16 protein-coding genes are annotated in these 18,722 nt (G+C 68.4%); 9 read left to right on the top strand and 7 right to left on the bottom strand.

The features are described from left to right. Positions 1-2,706 carry a bifunctional acetate--CoA ligase family protein/GNAT family N-acetyltransferase gene (locus tag AX730_RS08080; RefSeq protein ID WP_062354563.1) on the top strand — a complete coding sequence of 902 codons (2,706 nt, stop codon included), beginning with the start codon at positions 1-3 and terminating at the stop codon, positions 2,704-2,706. Further along, positions 2,703-3,611, top strand: a complete 909-nt coding sequence (locus AX730_RS08075) for a hypothetical protein (RefSeq protein ID WP_062354560.1) — start codon at positions 2,703-2,705, stop codon at positions 3,609-3,611. The genes AX730_RS08080 and AX730_RS08075 overlap by 4 nt, the downstream gene beginning before the upstream one ends. Before the next feature lie 10 nt (positions 3,612-3,621). On the opposite strand, the gene AX730_RS08070 is transcribed toward AX730_RS08075, so the two are convergent. Beyond that, a complete protein-coding gene (locus AX730_RS08070) occupies positions 3,622-4,650 on the bottom strand; it encodes an NADP-dependent oxidoreductase (RefSeq protein WP_062354557.1) in 1,029 nt (342 codons plus the stop codon). A 143-nt stretch (positions 4,651-4,793) separates the two neighbouring features. On the opposite strand from AX730_RS08070, the gene AX730_RS08065 reads away from it, so the two are divergent. Further along, positions 4,794-5,660, top strand: coding sequence for a class I SAM-dependent methyltransferase (locus AX730_RS08065; protein WP_062354553.1), 867 nt, complete (start codon positions 4,794-4,796; stop codon positions 5,658-5,660). A 61-nt stretch (positions 5,661-5,721) separates the two neighbouring features. Further along, the gene (locus AX730_RS08060; RefSeq protein ID WP_062354551.1) at positions 5,722-6,258 is read left to right on the top strand and encodes a pseudouridine synthase; all 537 of its coding nucleotides are present in this window, start codon (positions 5,722-5,724) and stop codon (positions 6,256-6,258) included. Positions 6,259-6,274: 16 nt separating this feature from the next. Here the strand turns inward: AX730_RS08060 and AX730_RS08055 are convergent, their stop codons facing one another. Next, positions 6,275-6,649, bottom strand: coding sequence for a hypothetical protein (locus tag AX730_RS08055; RefSeq protein WP_232310208.1), 375 nt, complete (start codon positions 6,647-6,649; stop codon positions 6,275-6,277). 135 nt (positions 6,650-6,784) lie between these two features. Next, the gene (gene hrpB, locus AX730_RS08050) at positions 6,785-9,391 is read right to left on the bottom strand and encodes an ATP-dependent helicase HrpB (RefSeq protein ID WP_407071482.1); all 2,607 of its coding nucleotides are present in this window, start codon (positions 9,389-9,391) and stop codon (positions 6,785-6,787) included. Positions 9,392-9,544: 153 nt separating this feature from the next. Between hrpB and AX730_RS08045 the strand changes: the two genes are divergently transcribed. Continuing rightward, positions 9,545-10,348: a TatD family hydrolase gene (locus tag AX730_RS08045; RefSeq protein ID WP_062354545.1), complete on the top strand. Its 804-nt coding sequence runs from the start codon at positions 9,545-9,547 to the stop codon at positions 10,346-10,348. Between the two features lie 4 nt (positions 10,349-10,352). Here AX730_RS08045 and panE read toward each other — a convergent pair whose 3' ends face one another. The 3 genes from panE to AX730_RS08030 are packed head-to-tail and all read right to left on the bottom strand — an operon-like array spanning position 10,353 to position 13,020. Beyond that, positions 10,353-11,285, bottom strand: a complete 933-nt coding sequence (panE, locus tag AX730_RS08040) for a 2-dehydropantoate 2-reductase (RefSeq protein ID WP_062354541.1) — start codon at positions 11,283-11,285, stop codon at positions 10,353-10,355. After that, entirely contained in the window at positions 11,285-12,055 is a 771-nt protein-coding gene (locus tag AX730_RS08035; RefSeq protein WP_062354538.1) for an ABC transporter permease, read from the bottom strand. Before AX730_RS08035 ends, panE begins: the two co-directional genes overlap by 1 nt. After that, a complete protein-coding gene (locus AX730_RS08030; RefSeq protein ID WP_062354534.1) occupies positions 12,052-13,020 on the bottom strand; it encodes an ABC transporter ATP-binding protein in 969 nt (322 codons plus the stop codon). The genes AX730_RS08035 and AX730_RS08030 overlap by 4 nt, the downstream gene beginning before the upstream one ends. 141 nt (positions 13,021-13,161) lie before the next feature. Between AX730_RS08030 and AX730_RS08025 the strand changes: the two genes are divergently transcribed. From AX730_RS08025 to AX730_RS08010, 4 genes are all read left to right on the top strand, one after another. Further along, entirely contained in the window at positions 13,162-13,872 is a 711-nt protein-coding gene (locus AX730_RS08025) for an FAD-binding oxidoreductase (protein WP_062354531.1), read from the top strand. Between the two features lie 112 nt (positions 13,873-13,984). Further along, entirely contained in the window at positions 13,985-15,493 is a 1,509-nt protein-coding gene (locus AX730_RS08020; protein ID WP_062354529.1) for an alpha/beta hydrolase, read from the top strand. 42 nt (positions 15,494-15,535) lie between these two features. Further along, the gene (locus tag AX730_RS08015) at positions 15,536-16,282 is read left to right on the top strand and encodes an ABC transporter ATP-binding protein (RefSeq protein ID WP_062354526.1); all 747 of its coding nucleotides are present in this window, start codon (positions 15,536-15,538) and stop codon (positions 16,280-16,282) included. A 2-nt stretch (positions 16,283-16,284) separates the two neighbouring features. Beyond that, the gene (locus tag AX730_RS08010) at positions 16,285-17,475 is read left to right on the top strand and encodes an ABC transporter permease (RefSeq protein ID WP_062354524.1); all 1,191 of its coding nucleotides are present in this window, start codon (positions 16,285-16,287) and stop codon (positions 17,473-17,475) included. A gap of 77 nt (positions 17,476-17,552) precedes the next feature. Here the strand turns inward: AX730_RS08010 and AX730_RS08005 are convergent, their stop codons facing one another. Further along, positions 17,553-18,554 (bottom strand): energy transducer TonB, encoded by a 1,002-nt coding sequence (locus tag AX730_RS08005; protein WP_062354521.1) that lies wholly within the window; start codon positions 18,552-18,554, stop codon positions 17,553-17,555. Between the last annotated feature and the right edge of the window lie 168 nt (positions 18,555-18,722).

The following is an 18,722-nucleotide window of genomic DNA, read 5'->3' as shown; positions in this document are numbered from 1 at the left end:
ATGAGCACGTACCGCCTCGATTCGATCTTCCGGCCTCGCGCCGTCGCGGTGGTGGGCAGCCAGTCGCGGCCGCGTTCGGTCGGCCGTGCGGTGATCGAGAACCTGCTGGCGGCCGGCTTCGACGGAAAGATCGGGCTGGTGAACAAGCATCCGACCCCGATGGACGGCGTCGCCATCGCGCGCCACCTGCGCGAGCTGCCCTGGACACCGGACCTGGTGGTGATCGCGACACCTGCGGCGACGGTGCCGCAGATCGCCGCGGAAGCCGCCGAAAAAGGCGCGGCCGCCGTGGTGGTACTGACCGCCGCGATGGGCAGTGGCCCCGGTTCGCCCGCCGCGCAGCTGGAAGCGTTGACGCGCGAGAAGGGCCTGCGCGTCCTTGGCCCGAACTGCCTGGGCGTGATCGCACCGCATGCGCGCCTCAACGCCAGCCTCGCCAGCCGCTTCCCGAAGGCGGGCGATCTCGCGCTCATTTCGCAGTCGGGTGCGATTTCCGGTGGGCTCGTCGAGTGGAGCATGAGCCAGCCGGTCGGCTTTTCCGCCGTGGTGTCGCTGGGCGATGCGCTGGACGTCGACTTCGCCGATCTGCTGGATTACTTCGCGACGGACCACCGCACGCGGGCGATCCTGCTGTACGTCGAAACCATCCGCGACGCACGCAAGTTCATGTCGGCGGCGCGCGCCGCGGCGCGCACCAAGCCCGTGGTGGTGGTGAAGTCGGGCCACGGTGGCAACGCGCAGGTCACGCCGGCAGGCAGCACGCATACGCAGAACCTGGCGAAACCGAACGCGGTGTATGGCGCCGCGTTCCGCCGCGCGGGCCTGCTGCGCGTGCGCTCGCTGCATGATCTGTTCGCCGCTGCGCGCACGCTCGGCCAGGTGCGCCCGTTCCACGGACGCCGGCTCGCTGTGCTGACCAATGGCGGCGGCGTAGGCGCATTGTCCGTCGACCATCTGTACGAACAGGGCGGCACGCTGGCGACGCTGTCGGACGCCACCCGCGATGCGCTGGACCGCTTGCTGCCGGTGGGCTGGTCGCGGACCAATCCGGTCGATCTGCTGACCGACATCGACGCCGACCGTTATGCCGCGACGATCGAAGCGCTGCTCGCCGATCCGGAGAACGATGCGCTGCTCGCGGTCAACGTACCGACGGTGCTGTCGTCGTCGTCGGAAGCCGCGCACGCGGTCACCCGCGTGCTGTCGCAGCGACCCGCGCACGGTGCGCGCAAACCGGTCTTCACCGTCTGGCTGGGCAACGACCCGCAGGCCGAAGCCGTGCTCGACGAGGCCCAGATCCCGCGCTATCCGAACGAGTCCGACGCGGTCGCCGGCTTCATGCACCTGGTCCGCCATCGCGAGGTGCAGGCCGCCCTGATGGAGACCCCGCCCAGCCTGCCGGAGGACTTCAGCCCGGACATCGCCACCGCGCGCATGCTGGTCGAGGCCGCACTCGATGCAGGACAGACCTGGCTGGACCCATTGGCGACGACGCAGTTGCTCGCCGCCTATGGCATCCCGATGGCGCCGCTGTGGCGCGCTCGCGATGCCGACGATGCCGCGCGCATCGCCGCGCCGTTGCTGGCCGAGGGCGCCACCGTCGCGGTGAAGATCCTGTCGCCCGACATTCCGCACAAGTCGGACGTTGATGGCGTCCGCCTCAACCTGCCCAACGCGAACGCCGTCCGCGAAGCTGCCGCCGGCATCCTGCAACGCGCGCGCGAACGCCGGCCGGACGCCCGCATCGAGGGCGTGCTGGTGCAGCCCACGCTGCTGCGGCCGAAGGCGCGCGAACTGATCGCCGGCATCGCCGACGATCCGGTGTTCGGCCCGGTCATCGCGTTCGGCCGCGGCGGTACCGCGGTGGAGGTCATCAACGACCAGGCGGTCGCGCTGCCGCCGCTGGACCTGCGCCTGGCGCACGAACTCATCGCGCGCACCCGCGTGTCGCGCGTGCTGAAGGCCTACCGCGACGTGCCGGCGGCCGACGAGCGCGCCGTCGCACTGGTGCTGGTGAAGCTGGCGCAACTCGCGGCCGACCTTCCGGAGATCCAGCAGCTCGACATCAATCCGCTGCTGGCCGACCGCGACGGCGTGGTCGCCGTCGATGCGCGCATCGCGGTCGCGCGCGGGCGCGCGCTGCACAAGGGCCGCGGCCATCCGCGTTTTGCGATCTTTCCGTATCCGACCGAGTGGGAACGCACGATCCCGCTCGCCGACGGCCAACCGGCGCTGGTGCGCCCGGTGCGACCGGAAGACGACGCGATGTTCCGCGAGTTCTTCACCCACATCACCGACGAAGACCTGCGCCTGCGCTTCTTCCAGTCGGTGCGCCACTTCAGCCACGAGTTCATCGCCCGCCTGACCCAGCTCGATTACGCACGCTCGATCGCGCTGGTCGCGGTGCATCCCGGCACGCACGAGATGCTGGGCGCGGTGCGCCTGCATGCCGACGCCAACTACGAGAAGGGCGAGTACGGCATCCTGGTGCGCTCGGACCTGAAGGGCCACGGCATCGGCTGGAAGCTGATGCAGATCATGATCGAGTACGCGCAGTGGCAAGGCCTGAAGATCATCGAAGGCCAGGTGCTGCGCGAGAACCGCACCATGCTCGCGATGTGCGAGAGCCTGGGCTTCGCGGTGAAGCTGGATCCGGAAGATCCCACGCTGATGAATGTCAGCCTGCCGGTGCCGCCGGCCGCATGATGCGCCGGACCGTCCTGGTCGCCGTGGTGCTGGCGTCACTGGCGCTGATCGTCGGCATCGTGGCATGGCAACACGCGGATCCCGGGCCCGCCGCACGGGCGCCGGTCGCGCGGATTCCCGCGGGCGCGACTCTGCTGGAGACGTCGCATTACCGCGTACACAGTACGGCGACACCGGATCAGACGCGGCAGGTCGCGGATGCAGCGGAGAGCCTGCATGCCGCTTACATGGCGCTGTTCGCCGACGAAGTCCGCGCGGCTGCCCGGCCACTCACGCTGGTGCTGTATGCCGATCGCGAGGAGTTCCAGCGCAACAACCGTAGCCGGCCCTGGGCCGAAGCGTACTACCTGCGCCCGGCCTGCTATGCCTACTACGGCGGCGGGAAGGAGAACCCGCATCACTGGATGCTGCATGAGGCGGTGCACCAGTTGAATACCGAAGTCGCCGGCTGGCGCCTGCCCGCGTGGGCCAACGAGGGTGTCGCCGGCTACCTGGGCGCGAGCTGGCTCGAGGATGGTGTGCTGACACCGGGTCGAAGCGATCCCGATACCTACCCGATCTGGTGGCTGTCGCGCATGAAGCTGATGGGAAGCCTGCAGGCGGATGTCGCTGCCGCTCGCTTCATCCCGTTGCGCGACTTGCTGGAAGGCCGTGGCCCCGGCGTCGACCAGCACGTCAACCTTTACTACCTGCACTACTGGGGCCTGACCCACTTCCTGTTCCACTACGAGAACGGCAGGTATGCAGCGGCTTACAAGCAGCTGCTTGCCCATGGCGAGTCGACGCCGGACTTCGAGCGCATGATCGGACCGCTCGGCGATATCGAGGAAGCGTGGTACGCCTACATGCTGGACGCCATCGCGACGATGCAGGCGTACGAAGCCGAGAACGGCATCGAGCGCTGAGTCGCGACGCTCAGAGTTTCACGACCACCTTGCCGAAGTTCTCCCCGCGCAGCAGACCGATCAACGCACGCGGTGCATTCTCCAGCCCGTCGATGACATCCTCGCGCCAGCGGATCTTTCCTTCCGCCAGCCAGCCACCCATCTCGCGCAGGAATTGCGGATACAGCGCGATGAAATCGTGCTGGATGAAGCCGCGCACCGTCAGGTGGCGGGTAAGGATCTGGCTCATCAGCCACGCCATGCGATCCGGACCAGCCGGCAACGCCTTGTCGTTGTAGTGCGCGACCAGGCCGCACACCGGGATGCGGGCGAAATCGTTGAGCAGCGGCACCACCGCATCGAACACCGTGCCGCCGACATTCTCGAAGTAGACATCGATGCCGTCCGGACAGGCCGCACGCAGCTGCGCGGCGAAGTCCGGCGCGCGATGGTCCAGCGCGACGTCGAAGCCGAGTTCGTCGTGCAGATAGGTGCGCTTGCGCTCGCCGCCGGCGATGCCGACCGTGCGCGCGCCCTGCAGCTTCGCGATCTGGCCGACGGTGGCACCGACCGGGCCGCTGGCCGCGGCGACCACGACGGTCTCGCCCGGTTTCGGCTGACCGATCTCGTGCAGGCCAACGTACGCGGTGAACCCGGGCATGCCATACACGCCCAGCGCGGTGGTCAATGGCGCGATGTTCGCATCGAGCTTGCGCTTCAATGTCTTTCCATCGGCCACCGCATGCGTCTGCCAGCCACCGTGCGCCAGCACCACGTCGCCGACCTGCAGGTCGGGATGGCGCGACTCGACGACTTCCGACACCGTACCGCCATCCATCGCCTCGCCGATCTCGACCGGCTTGGCATACGAACGCCCGGCATTCATCCGCCCACGCATGTATGGATCGAGCGACAGATGGTGGTTTCGCAGCAACACCTGGCCGTCCTCGGGCACCGGCACTGGCACCCGCTCAAGACGGAAGTCGTCGACCGTTGGCTCACCCTGTGGGCGTGAGGCGAGCACGATGCGGGTGTTATGGATCGCCTCTTGGGTGCCCATGTCGTTTCTCCGGAATTGTCGATGACCGCAGTCTAGCGACCCTGCATGCGGATGCGACGAAGCGTGCCTGCGGTGCGGCGACCGCCATGCGGGCTGAACATGCTGCGTGCTAGGCTCCGCGCACCTTTCTGGAGGGCTGACACATGACGATCCGTATTCCGCTGTCCCTGGCACTCGTCGCGGCGCTTGCCGCCTCGCAACCCGCGCTCGCTGCATCGCCGGCCAAGCAGGCTGCGCCCGCCCATGCATTGTCGGCTGCGGACGCGACCGCGCTGGACGCCGCGCTGACGGGTGCGTGGCGCGATCCGAAGAATGCCGCGCGCGACGTCTATCGCCATCCGAAGGAAACGCTTTCGTTTTTCGGCGTTGCACCGACGCAGACCGTCATCGAGATCACACCCGGCGGCGGCTGGTACTCGGAAGTGCTCGCGCCCTACCTGAAGGCCGCCGGCCACTACGTAGCTGCCGTGGTCGATCCCGCATCCGTGTCGGAGAAAAGCCGCAGCTACCAGCAGCGCAGCCTCGACGGCCTGCAGAAGAAGTTCACCGACGGTCCTGCTCAGTTCGACAAGAGCACCGTCGTGAAATACAACCCGGCCACGCCAGTGTTCGGTGCCGCGGGTTCGGCCGACGTCGTGCTGACCTTCCGCAACGTGCACAACTGGCGCAGCGCCAACCAGGCAGAGGGCATGTTCAAGGGCTTCTTCGCCGTGCTGAAGCCGGGCGGCGTGCTGGGCGTGGTGGAGCACCGTGCGAACAAGGACGTGGCGGCGGGTGATGATTCAGGCTACGTCAGCGAAGCGCAGGTCATCGCGCTCGCCGAAGCGGCCGGCTTCCGCCTCGACGCGAAGAGCGAGGTCAACGCGAATCCGAAGGACACCAAGGACTACGCGAACGGCGTGTGGACGCTGCCGCCCACGAACCAGCACCCGGAAGCCGAGCGCGCCAAGTACCAGGCCATCGGCGAGAGCGACCGCATGACGCTGCGGTTCGTGAAGCCGCACCACTGATCCGGCCCGGCTCGATGCGCCGCGATCCGCACAGGGTCGCGGCGTTGCGGGTCACCACCCCATGCTGATCGCGTTCAACAAGCCCTTCAACGTGCTCTGCCAGTTCACCGATCGCAGCGATCCGCCGCGGCGGACGCTGGCGGAGTTCGGCCTGCCGCCGAACGTGTACGCGGCCGGGCGGCTGGACTACGACAGCGAAGGCCTGTTGCTGCTCACCGACGACGGCACGCTGGCGAACCGGCTGACCGATCCGCGCCACAAGCAACCGAAGACCTACTGGGTACAGGTGGAAGGCACGCCGACGGCTGCGCAGCTGGCTCAGCTGCAGCGTGGCGTGGTGTTGAACGACGGACCGACGCGCCCCGCGCTGGTCGAACGCATCGAGCCTGCGCCGGCGCTGTGGCCGCGCGATCCGCCGGTGCGGTTCCGCAAGACGGTGCCGGATGCGTGGCTGTCGGTGACGATCACCGAGGGACGCAACCGGCAGGTCCGGCGGATGACGGCGGCTGTCGGCCTGCCGACCCTGCGGCTGGTCCGTGCCGCCATGGGCGACAGCTCACTCGGCGATCTCGCGCCCGGTGCGTGGCGCGAGATCTGACGGCACAAGGATCGAATCAGCTTTCGGCGGAACGGGCCGTGCTGCGCGGCTTGCGCGGCGTGCCGGTCTTGCGCGCGGTGGACGCCTTGCCGTTGACCTTGCGGGCTTCCACGCGACGCGACTTGCCTTCGATCGCACCGGTGGCCTGATCCTGCTTGCGCTTGCGATAGGCCACCAGCGCCAACAGGCCCACGCCGATGCCCGTCGCCACGGCGACGGCGGGATTGCGCCGGACGAAGTTCACCGCGAGCTTGCCACCGGTTTTGGCGACCCCCAGCGCGGCGCCGGTCTGCAGCAGCTTGTCTGCGCTCGGCACGGCGTGCTTGAGGCTGGTGCCGGCCTGGCTCGCCAGCTCCAGCGCACGGTCGGTGATGGTGGTCAGCTTGCTCATGGGATGTTCCCTGGTGGGTGTGGGGATGCCGCCAGTGTCCGGGCGAGGATGTTTACGCGGTGTTAGTTCCGCGGCCCCGCGCTGGCCCCGGGCTGAATGGACCCCAGGCGTCGTGCGTCGTGCGCGCAGCGCACGCTACGTACCGCGGGGCTTGGCGCGATGGGTCGCCTGCGCACTCCACGGATCGTCCGGCCACGGATGCTTCGGATACCGCCCCTTCATTTCCTTCCTGACCTCGGCATAGGTCGAGTTCCAGAAGTTGCGCAGATCGGAGGTCACCTGCAGCGGCTTGCCGCCGGGCGACAGCAGGTGCAGCAGCAACGGCACGCGTCCATCGGCCACGCGCGGCGTGTCGGCCAGGCCGAACAGTTCCTGCAGCTTCACCGCCAGCACCGGCGGCTGGCCATGCGCGTACTCGATGCGCCGCTCCATGCCGGACGGCACGGTGATGCGGGTCGGCGCCAGCTGGTCGATGCGCTGGCGCAGCGACCACTCCATGCCCGACTTCAGCGCGTTCGCCAGGTCGTCCTCGCCCAGCGCCTCCAGCCGGGTCTTGCCGGCGAACGCAGGTTTCAGCCAGTCATCGAGCGTAGCCATCAGCGCGTCGTCCGACAGATCAGGCAGGCCGAGGTCCGGCATCCACTCGCGCAGGCAGCGCACGCGCTCGCGCCATTGCTGAAGCGACTCCGGCCACGCGAGTGCCTCCAGACCGAGATCGCGCACCGCATCGGTCAAGGCAGCGGCAGCAAGCACGGGATCGACGCGCCCGGCCGGACGCGCGTCGAACACGATCTGGTCGAAACGCGACTCGCGCTGGGCGGACAGCGCACGCCGCGCGGCGTCCCAGCGCACGGTGTCTTCGGTGACGAAGCGGTCGGCAAACTCGCGGCGCAGGCGCTGCTCGTCCACCGGGGCGCCGCGTTGCACCAGTGCATCGCGGTTCTCGTGGCGCAGCTCGCTGACGACGATCCACGGTTCGCCGACCAGCGCGCTGTCGTCGAACAGCCGCGCACTGCGGCCATTCGCCAGCAGGTAGCGGCGCGTATCCTGCGGATGCTGGAAACCGATGCGGTCCGGGAACGCATGCATCAGCACGTCACCGAGCCGGTGCGCTTCGACCGACGAAGGCGGCGGCGCGGACTCACGCACGCGGCGGCGCCATTGCTTGGCAGCAGCGTCGATGGCCGCCAGGCCGGAGCGGTTGGCGTCGCCCGGTGCGCGTCCCGTACGGAACGCGGCCAGTGCCCGCCAGCGTGCCGCCAGCGCGTCGCCGCCCATGCGCAGCGGATCGCGTGCTTCGACCAGTGCGGCGAGATCGCAGGCCAGTGCGCGGTCATCGCCCTCGCCCGCCGACAGCAGCATCGCGGCCAGGCGCGGATGCGTACCCAACGCCAGCATGCGCTTGCCGAGGGGCGTGATGGCGTTCGTCGTCGTCAGCGCGCCAAGGCGGCGCAACAGATCGCGCGCCGCGTTCATCGCACCCGGCGGCGGCGTGTCGACGAAGCGCAACGCGTCGCTGCCCCAGGCGGCCAGTTCAAGCGCCAGCGCACCGAGTTCGACCAGCGCGATCTCCGGCCGGCGCTGCGGGTCCAGTCGCTGCGATTGTGGCCACAAGCGGTAGGCCCAGCCATCGGCGACACGACCGGCGCGACCGGCGCGCTGGTCGGCGGAGGCCTGCGAAATCGTTGCGACTTCTAGTCGGGAGAAGCCGCTGTTCGGATCGTAGGACGGTTCGCGTGCCAGGCCGCTGTCGATCACGACGCGTACGCCGGGCAACGTCACCGACGACTCAGCCACGTTGGTCGCCAGCACCACGCGGCGGCGACCCTGCGGATCGGGCTGCAGCGCTTCGGACTGCTTTTCGACCGGCAACTCGCCGTGCAGCGCCAGCACGATGAAATCCTCTTTCCCTTCTCCCCTCGGGAGAAGGTGCCCGGAGGGCGGATGAGGGGCGAGCGCAGTCATGTTGCCGGCCCCATCGCGGCCTTCGTTGCCCCTCTCCCCAACCCCTCTCCCGGCGGGAGAGGGGCTCAGCATCGCCTCCACGCGCGCGATCTCGCGCTGGCCCGGCAGGAACACCAGCACGTCGCCGGGATGCGACTGCACCGCATGTTCGACGGCGCGGCGCACCTGGACTTCCAGCGATTCGTCGCGACGCGCAGGGAAGTGCGCCACCTGCACCGGGAAACCGCGACCCTCGCTGCTCAGGCGCGGCGCGTCGAGGAAGCGTGCCAGCTTCTCACCGTCCAGCGTGGCCGACATGACGACCAGGCGCAGGTCCTCGCGCAGCTGCGCCTGCACGTCCAGCGCGAGCGCCAGGCCGAGATCGCCGGCGAGATGACGTTCGTGGAATTCATCGAACAGGATCGCACCGACGTTCTCGAGCATCGGATCGTCCTGGATCATCCGGGTGAGGATGCCTTCGGTGACGACCTCGATCCGCGTGTCCGGACCGACCTTGTTCTCGAAGCGGATGCGGTAGCCGACCGTGCCGCCGACGGCCTCGCTACGCTGCTTCGCCATGAATCCGGCAGCCGCGCGTGCGGCCACGCGGCGTGGTTCCAGCACGATGATCTTGCGGCCGTGCAGCCACGGTTCGTCCAGCAACGCCAACGGCACCTGCGTGGTCTTGCCGGCACCGGGCGGCGCTTCCAGCACCAGGCGCGGATGCTCGGACAGGCTGCGGACGATGTCCGGCAGCAGCGGGGTGATCGGGAAGGTAGGCGACGGCATGCGGCGCAAAGGATAAGGCCTGCGCGCCGCAATGCATGAAACGGGCTGTGGGAGCGACGTCAGTCGCGAAAGATCGCCGGGAGTGCCTCTTCGCGACCGACGTCGCTCCCACATCGGGTATCACTGCCACAACGACCGGACGCCAGGGCTTAAAATGCGGGCATGGATCTCATCGACATCGGCGCCAACCTCACCCACGAAAGCTTCGACCACGACCGCAACGCCGTGCTGCAGCGCGCGCGCGAGGCCGGCGTGGTGCAGCAGGTGGTCACCGGCGCCAGCCGCGAGCACTCGCCCACCGCGCTGCGGCTGGCGCAGGCGCATGCGGGCGAACTGTTCGCCACCGCTGGCGTGCATCCGCACCACGCCACCGAGTACACCGACGAATGCGATGCCGAAATGCGAGCGCTGCATGCGCACCCGGAAGTCGTGGCCGTGGGCGAGTGCGGGCTGGACTACTTCCGCGACTTCTCGCCGCGTCCCGCGCAGCGCAAGGCGTTCGATCGCCAGCTGCAGATTGCGGTGGACACCGGCAAGCCGCTGTTCCTGCACCAGCGCGACGCGCACGACGATTTCGTGGCGATGATGAAGAACTTCGACGGCAAGCTGGGCCCGGCCGTCGTGCACTGCTTCACCGGCACGAAGAAGGAACTGTTCGACTGCCTCGACCAGGACTGGCATATCGGCATCACCGGCTGGCTGTGCGACGAGCGCCGCGGCCTGCACCTGCGCGAGCTGGTCAAGAACATCCCGGCCAACCGCCTGATGATCGAGACCGACGCGCCCTACCTGCTGCCGCGCACGGTCAAGCCGCAGCCTTCGCACCGGCGCAACGAGCCGATGTACCTCGCCCACATCGTCGCCGAGCTGGCGCGCGACCGTGGCGAGGACATCGAGGTCACCGCCGCCGCCACGACGGCGACGGCGCGTGCGTTCTTCCGTCTGCCGGTGCCGCGGCAGGCCTGACTCCTCAATCGGCCGCGCGTTGCGTTTCGTAGGCCTGCAGATGCACCCAGGCCGTCCGCAGCCTAGGCGTGTCGACACCGAGCGCATCCGCACGGTGGAGCATGTCGCCGACAATGTGCGCGGCCTCCACACGCTGTCCCGCTTCCAGGTCGCGCAGCATCGACGCCTTCATCGGCGAACCCTCGGCAACCAGCGTCTCGCGTGCCGCCGCCTGTGCGGCCGCAGGCACCGGTTGGCCGAACGCGGCTGCGACCGCCAGGCATTCCTCGTGCAGGGCCGCCATGAAGTCCGCACCGCCCTCGCCCGCCACGATGGTGCCGATCGGGGCACGCATCGTGCAGGTACCGGCCGCCAACGCGGTGAGGAAGCTGTACTTCACCCACTGCGCCTGCGCGATGTCCGGCGTGTGCAGGTGATCGATGCCGGCCTGCGCGCACGCGGCAGCGAGTGCCTGCAGGCGTGCGTCCGGCGTCTGGCCGACGCGTTCGCCGAACGTCATCGATGCCGGCTTGCCCAGGTGCAGGATTTCGCCATCCGCGCCCAGCGCGGCGCTGATGAAGCAGAGGCCACCCAACACATGGTCGAACCCGAAGCGCGCGTCCAGTGCCTCGTACTGACACAGGCCGTTGAGCAGTGGCAACACGCGCGCACCCGCGGCGACGGCCGGCGCGATGGCGTCCATCGCACTGTCCAGGTCGTAGGCCTTGCAGCTCAGCAGCACCAGGTCGAACGGCGCCGCCGTCGACAGGTCATCCGCGGTCAACACGTGCACCGGCACATCGGCGTCGCCGAGCGGACTGCGGATGCGCAGGCCATGCTCGCGCAGCAACGCTGCGCGTGCGGGACGCACCAGGAAGCTGACGTCGATGCCGGCCTGCGCGAGGCGACCGCCGAAGTAGCCGCCGGTACCGCCGGCGCCAAGCACGAGCAAGCGCATCAGCTGCGCAGCCCCACGCCCTTCTTCAGCAGCCACAGGCCCAGCGCGGCCAGGCCGACAACGAAGGCGATCATCAGCGCGTAAGCGATCCACAGCGGTACGTCGCTGGTGCCCAGCAGGCCGTAGCGGAACGCGTTGACCATGTAGAAGATCGGGTTGGCGTGGGTCAGCGCCTGCGCCCACGGTGGCAGCAGCGTCACCGAATAGAACACGCCACCCAGATAGGTCAGCGGGGTGAGGATGAAGGTCGGCACGATGGCGATGTCGTCGAACTTCTTCGCATACGCCGCGTTGACGAAGCCGGCCAGCGAAAAGATCGTCGCGCCGAGCAGCACGGTGCTGATCGTCACCAGCGGATGCGGGACGCGCACCTTGGTGAAGAACATCGCGATGACCAGCACGATGACGCCGACCAGCAGGCCGCGCAGCACGGCGCCGGCGACGTAGCCGAGCAGGATCACCCAGTTCGGCATCGGGCTGACCAGCAGTTCCTCGACGTGGCGACCGAACTTGGCGCCGAAGAACGACGACGAGATGTTGCCGTAGCTGTTCTGGATGATGCTCATCATCACCAGGCCCGGCACGATGAACTCCATGTACGTGTAGCCGCCCATGTCACCGATCTGCCGGCCGATCAGGCCGCCGAAGATCAGGAAGTACAGCGTCATGGTGATGGCCGGTGGCACCAGGGTCTGGCCCCAGATGCGCAGGATGCGGGCGACCTCGCGGCGGACGATGGTGCCCAGGGCGACCATGTTGGGGGAACTCATGCCGCCTTCTCCTTGGCGCCGTCGTTGTTGCCGGTCATGCGCACGAACAGTTCCTCCAGCCGGTTGCTCTTGGTGCGCATCGAACGCACGCGGATGCCGGCTTCGTTGAGCGCGGCGAACACGCGGTTGAGGTCCATCGCGCGCGGCATGTCCAGGTCCAGCGTATGTGCGTCGGTCGCGACCAGCGTGGTGCCTTCGATCACCGGCAGCTGCGCCGGCAGGTCGCCGTCGATATCGAACAGGAAGCCTTCCACGTCCAGCTTGGCCAGCAGCGCGCGCATCGGGCCCTGCTCCACGATCACGCCGTGGTCGATGATGGCGAGGTTGCGGCAGAGGCTCTCGGCCTCTTCCAGGTAGTGCGTGGTCAGGATGATGGTGGTGCCCGCCGCGTTGATGTCCTTCAGCGTCTTCCACATGCCGCGGCGGATCTCGATGTCCACGCCCGCGGTGGGCTCGTCGAGGATCAGCAGCTTCGGCCGGGTCATCATGGCACGGGCGATCATCAGCCTGCGCTTCATGCCACCGGACAGCGTGCGGCTCATGACGTTGGCCTTTTCCCACAACTGCGCGCGCTTGAGTTCCTCTTCGGCGCGGACCAGCGCCTCGGCGCGCGGGATGCCGTAGAAGCCCGCGTAGTTCACGCAGATGTCGAGCGGCTTCTCGAACATGTTGAAGTTGATTTCCTGCGGCACCAGCCCGAGCAGGCGCATCGCGCCGTCGCGGTCGCGGTCGATGTCGACGCCGAACACGCCGACCTGGCCACCGCTCTTGTTGACCAGGGAGCTGACGATGCCGATGAGGGTGGACTTGCCGGCACCGTTCGGGCCGAGCAGGGCGAAGAAATCGCCGGGTTCGACCTGCAGCGAGACGCCCTTGAGGGCCTGCACGCCGGTGTCGTAGACCTTGCGCAGGTCGTTAATGGCCAGCGCAGGAGTGGCGGCAGAAGCCGCAGAAGGAAACGCCATGGGAGCCTTGCGATGCGCGCGGGGGCGCGGTGGGAGGGCGAGCGCTTATTATAGGCGCCTCGCCGGGACCGCCCCGGGCCACACAGTGTTCCAGTCGCTTTGGCCATCCCCCACTTTCCCCTGAAGCTCGTCGGCCGCCGCATGCTGGCGCCCAGCGTGGGGCACTACCGCTTCGTGCGCGACGACGGATTGCCGCTGGACTTCATCCCCGGCCAGTTCATCCAGGTCCATTTCAGCTACGCGGATGGCACGGCGACCAAGCGCAGCTATTCGCTGGCGACGATCCACGACCACGCGATGGGCCCGGGCGAAGCGGTGGAGATCGCGGTCAGCTACGTGCCCGGTGGCGCAGCGACCGCGTTGTTCGAAGGCCTGCCGGAAGGCGGCCACGTGGACGCCAGCGGTCCGTTCGGCCGCTTCTGCCTTATGCCGGGCGACCGCAACGCACGCTACCTGCTGATCGCCACCGGCACCGGCGTCACCCCCTACCGCTCGATGCTGCCGCAACTGGAAGCGCTGATGGCCGGGCGCGGCGTCGAGGTCGTGCTGCTGCAGGGCGCACGTACGCCGACGGAACTGCTGTACGGCGACGACTTCCGCGCCTTCGCCGACGCGCACCCGGGTTTCCGCTACGTGCCGTGCCTGTCGCGCGAGTTGCCGGCCGATCCCCATCCCGATGTGCGCGAGGGCTACGTGCAGCAGCACCTGGCCGAGTTCGCACCAGAGGCCGCACGCGACATCGCCTACCTGTGCGGCAACCCCGACATGGTGGATGCCTGCTTCGAGGCGCTGAAGGGCCATGGCCTGCCGATTCCGCAGATTCGCCGCGAAAAATACGTCAGCAGCAAGTAGTGCCCGCCACTCGACCGTCGTGACGACGGAACGATACCCATAGCTCCCTGGTCACATCCGTCCCGCCGCATCGTCATGGCATGCTGGGACCCGCCTCCAACGGAACTGATACATGGCATCTCTTCTTCGACGATCGCTCGCGCCTGCGCTGGGCGCCCTGCTGCTCGCAGGCTGCAACGGCACCGCCACCGGCCCCGACCAGCAGGCCGTGCGCCACTACGGCGATATCGCCTTCAAGCCCTGCACGCTGACCGCCCCCTACCTGACCACGACCGTGGAAGCGCAATGCGCGACCTTCGACGTGGCCGAAGATCCGGCCAAGCCGGACGGGCGCAAGGTCGGGTTGAACATCGCCTGGCTGCCGGCGACCAACGAAGGTTCCGCCACCGACGATCCGGTGTTCTTCCTCGCCGGCGGTCCGGGCCAGGCGGCGGTGCAGGTCTGGCCGGCGATCGACGCGGCGTTCCGCGAGGTACGCAAGTCGCGGCATATCGTGCTGGTCGACCAGCGCGGCACCGGCAAGTCGAACCCGCTCGCGTGCAAGGACGATGAAGGCCGCAACGCCTACAGCGATGCGGAAGACCTCGGCGAGGCCGCGGCGGTCGCCTTCGCCCGCGAATGCGCCGCGGCGCTGCAGGCCGATCCGCGCCTCTACACCACCACCGATGCCGTGCGCGACCTGGACAGCGTGCGCAAGGCACTGGGCGTGGCGAAGATCAACCTCGTCGGCGGTTCCTACGGCACGCGCGTGGCGCAGCAGTACGCGATGCGCCACCCCGGCAGCACCCGCGCGGTGGTGATCGATGGCGTGGTACCGAACGAGCTGGTGCTGGGCAGCGAGCACGCGCGCAACCTGGATGCGGCGCTCGCGCTGCAGTTCCAGCGCTGCCAGGCGACGGCGACCTGCAAGGACCGCTTCGGCGACGACCTGCGCGGCCAGCTGCGCACGCTGATGACCGGACTGGCGGCGACGCCGGTGGAAACGGAGTACCGCGATCCGTCGACCGGCGAACTCGTCAGCGGCCAGGTCACCGCCGGCACGGTCGCCGGCATCACCCGCATGTACTCGTACTATCCGCAGGGCGCCGCCCTGTTGCCGCTGGTATTGAATGAAGCGCAGCAGGGCCGCTATGGCTCGCTGATGTCGCTGTCCAAGCTGCTGGAAACGCAGGTTGGCGACCAGTTCATGCACGGCATGCAGCTGTCGGTGATCTGCGCCGAGGATGCCGACCTGCTGAAGGCCGATCCCGGCGACGCCGACACGGTGCTGGGCAGCCTGCTGGGCGACACCCTCAAGGCGCAGTGCACGGCATGGCCCACGGGCACGCGGCCGGCGGATTTCCACACGGCGTGGACATCGGACATCCCCACGCTGGTCACCTCCGGCGAACTGGATCCGGTCACGCCGCCGCGGTACGGCGAGCAGGTACTGCGCACGCTGTCGAACGGCCGCCATCTGACGCTGAAGGGTCAGGGCCACGGCACGTTCGCCGTCGGCTGCATGCCCAAGCTGCTGGGCCGCTTCCTGGAAACGGCGAACGCCAAGGAGCTCGATGCCACCTGCCTCGACAGCCTGGACTACGTGCCGCCCTTCACCAGCTTCAACGGCTGGGAGCCGTGAGTCGCGCTTCGCGCGCCCGCCACCTTCAATGGACATGACCGAATGATCATCGCCAACGACCTGCACAAGTCCTTCAAGACCAAGACCGGAACGGTCACCGCCGTGGACGGCGTCAGCTTCACCGCCCACGACGGCCAGATCACCGGCCTGCTCGGCCCCAATGGCGCCGGCAAGACCACCACCATGCGCATGCTGTACACGCTGATGACGCCCGATCGCGGCGAAGTGCGCGTGGACGGCCTGGACACCGCGCGCGAACCCGTCGCGGTGCGCCGCGCGCTGGGCGTGCTGCCCGATGCGCGCGGCGTGTACAAGCGCCTGACTGCACGCGAGAACATCGCCTACTTCGGTGAGCTGCATGGCCTGTCGTCGACGCAGATCGCCGAACGCACGAAGGCGTTGTCCGACGCGCTGGACATGGGCGACATCCTCGACCGCCAGACCGAGGGCTTCAGCCAGGGCCAGCGCACCAAGACCGCGATCGCCCGCGCACTGGTGCACGACCCGCGCAACGTCATTCTCGATGAACCCACCAACGGCCTGGACGTGATGACGACGCGCGCGATGCGCGGCTTCCTGCGCCAGCTGCGTGAGGAGGGACGCTGCGTGATCTTCTCCAGCCACATCATGCAGGAGGTTGCCGCATTGTGTGACCGCATCGTCATCATCGCCAAGGGCACGGTGGTCGCCGCCGGCACCGCCGACGAACTGCGCGAGCAGGCAGGCGAGGACAACCTGGAGGACGCCTTCGTCAAGGTGATCGGCTCGGAGGAGGGCCTGCTGGCATGACCATGTTCCGTACCCGTCTTCTATCTACGGTGTTCACCGTGATGCGCAAGGAATTGCGCGACCTCTCGCGTGATCGCCGCACGTTGGCGCTGGCGTTGTTCCTCGGCCCGCTGTTGTACCCGGCGTTGATGCTGGGCATGGGCTACCTGACCGAGAACCGCATCCGCACCCAGGTCGACAAGACGCTGGAGATCCCGATGGTGGGCGCCGAACACGCGCCGAATCTGGTGAAGTTCCTCGCCACCAACGGCATCACCACGGCGAAAGCGCCCGCCAACCTGGACGCGGCGATCCGTTCGCAGGAGATCGATGTCGCGTTGCGCATCAGTCCGGGCTACGCCGAGGACTGGCGCAACGGCCGACCCGCGCTGGTGGAGATCATCCGCGACAGCACGCGACGCGATGCCGACATTCCCACGCAACGCGTCAACGCTGCACTGTCGGCGTACAGCCAGCAGGTCGGGGCGCTGCGCCTGCTCGCGCGTGGCGTGGATGCGTCGGTCGCGCGGCCGGTGAACGTCGGCATGCAGGATCTGGCCACACCCGAAGCCAAGCAGGGCATGCTGCTGTCGGTGCTGCTGCCCTACCTGTTGATCCTGACGTCCTTCATCGGCGGTGCCTACCTGATCCTCGATGCGACGGCAGGCGAGCGCGAGCGGCAATCACTGGAGCCGTTGCTGGCCACGCCGGCGCCTCGCAGTGCGGTGGTCAGCGGCAAGATCGCAGCCGCCTGCGTGATCGGCTTGGCCACGCTGCTGCTGACGCTGCTGGCGTTCAAGTTCAGCGCGCAATTCGCGGGCACGCTGGGCCGGCAGTTGAACGTGTCGTTCCTGTCGATGGCGAAGATGCTGCTGATCCTGCTGCCGATGCTGTTCATCGGGACGTCGCTGCTGACCTACCTGGCCGCGTCCGCCAAGAGCATGAAGGAAGCCCAGAGCCACATGACCTGGCTGATGCTGCTGCCGATGATCCCGACGTTCGCGTTGATGGCCAATCCGCTGAAGAGCCAGCCGTGGCAGTTCGCCGTGCCGTTCCTGGCACAGAACCAGTTGCTGTTGAAGGTGATCCGCAACGAGTACATCGGGCCGCAGACGTGGGGCATCTACATTGCGGCCGCGTTCGGCGTGGCGGCGTTGCTGTGGTTCGCGGCGGTGCGCCGCTATCACCAGGAGAAGCTGGCGGTGGCGGGCTAGATCGCGCCGACGCCACGGGATGTCCAGAAAGAAAAACGCCGGCCCGGGGCCGGCGTTTTTTTTCCTGATGACGGTGATCAGCCCGGGCTGAAGCCGATCGTGCGTCGCGTGGTCACCGGCGCATCCACCGGTTCGAAACGCCAGCGACGCACCGCGTTCAGCGCCTCGCGATCGAACACGCGCGCCGGTGTTGCACGCACCACGCGTGCGTTGGTCACCGCGCCATCCGTTCCCACGGTGATCTCGACCAGCACTTCACCGCTGGTGCCCGAACGCAGGGCTTCCGGCGGATAGCGCGGGGCCGGCGTGCTCACGGCGCGCAAGGACTGCGCGGACGCGGATGCTGCTGCCGGCACCGCGGCGCGGGCAGCGGCGGCCTGGCGCTCGGCGGCTTCCCGCTGGGCGGTCGCCTGACGCTCCGTTTCCTGCCGTGCGGCTTCCGCGCGCGCGGCTTCCTGCTGCTGGACAAGCTGCTGGGCGGCAGCGGCTTCGGTCGCACGCTGCTGGTCCGCCTGCTGGGTCAGGCGCTGCTGTTCCTTCAGGCGCGCATCTTCCACCGCCTTGGTCTTCGCGGCTTCGTCGGTCACGGCACGCTGCGCGACCGCCTGCTGCGCAGCCGCGATGCTCTGCTGCAGGCGCGGCAGGGCCGGCGCTTTCGGATCGGCCTTCTCGATGATGGCCGACAGGCGCTGCGCCTCGGTGAACTCTTCGCGCGCGATGCTCTGCTCGGCCGCAATCAGGGTGTAAGGCATCAAGTCGGTCAGCGCACTGCTGACGCCGGGATCGGTCGGCAGCTTGTCGCGCAGCGCGAGGTAGTACTCCATGGCGTTGTCGCCGCCCGGTGCGTAGATGCGGTTCTCGCGCAGCGCCTTGGTGGCGGCTTCGCGCAGGGCGTCGGCGTTCATCGCCTGGACTTCGGCGGAGACGGCCGGCGGCGGCGGCGCGGCCGGCGTGGCGGCGGCGCCGGGTGCGGTCGCGGGTGCGGCCGCATCGTCCTGCTTGGAGCACGCCGCCAGTGCGACGATCAGCAGCAGCGGCGCGGCGTAGCGCAGGCGCCCCGTGGTCTGGATCAAGAACATCGTTTCAACTCCCCCAAGTACGTTTCCAATGGTGTCGACACGCCCAACGACCCGCGCAGCCACGCGGGACGGGATGTCGCGAATCAGTACCGGCCCGCCACCTGCCAGGCCCTCTCCGGGCTGGGATGGCGCGATGCCTTCCGGGTACCCCTACCCGGACGCCAGAGT

This window comes from Pseudoxanthomonas mexicana (assembly GCF_001556105.1).
GTDB lineage: Bacteria > Pseudomonadota > Gammaproteobacteria > Xanthomonadales > Xanthomonadaceae > Pseudoxanthomonas_A > Pseudoxanthomonas_A mexicana_A.
Note: the sequence above shows the minus strand (reverse complement) of the source record. Positions and strands in the feature narration are given on the sequence as shown.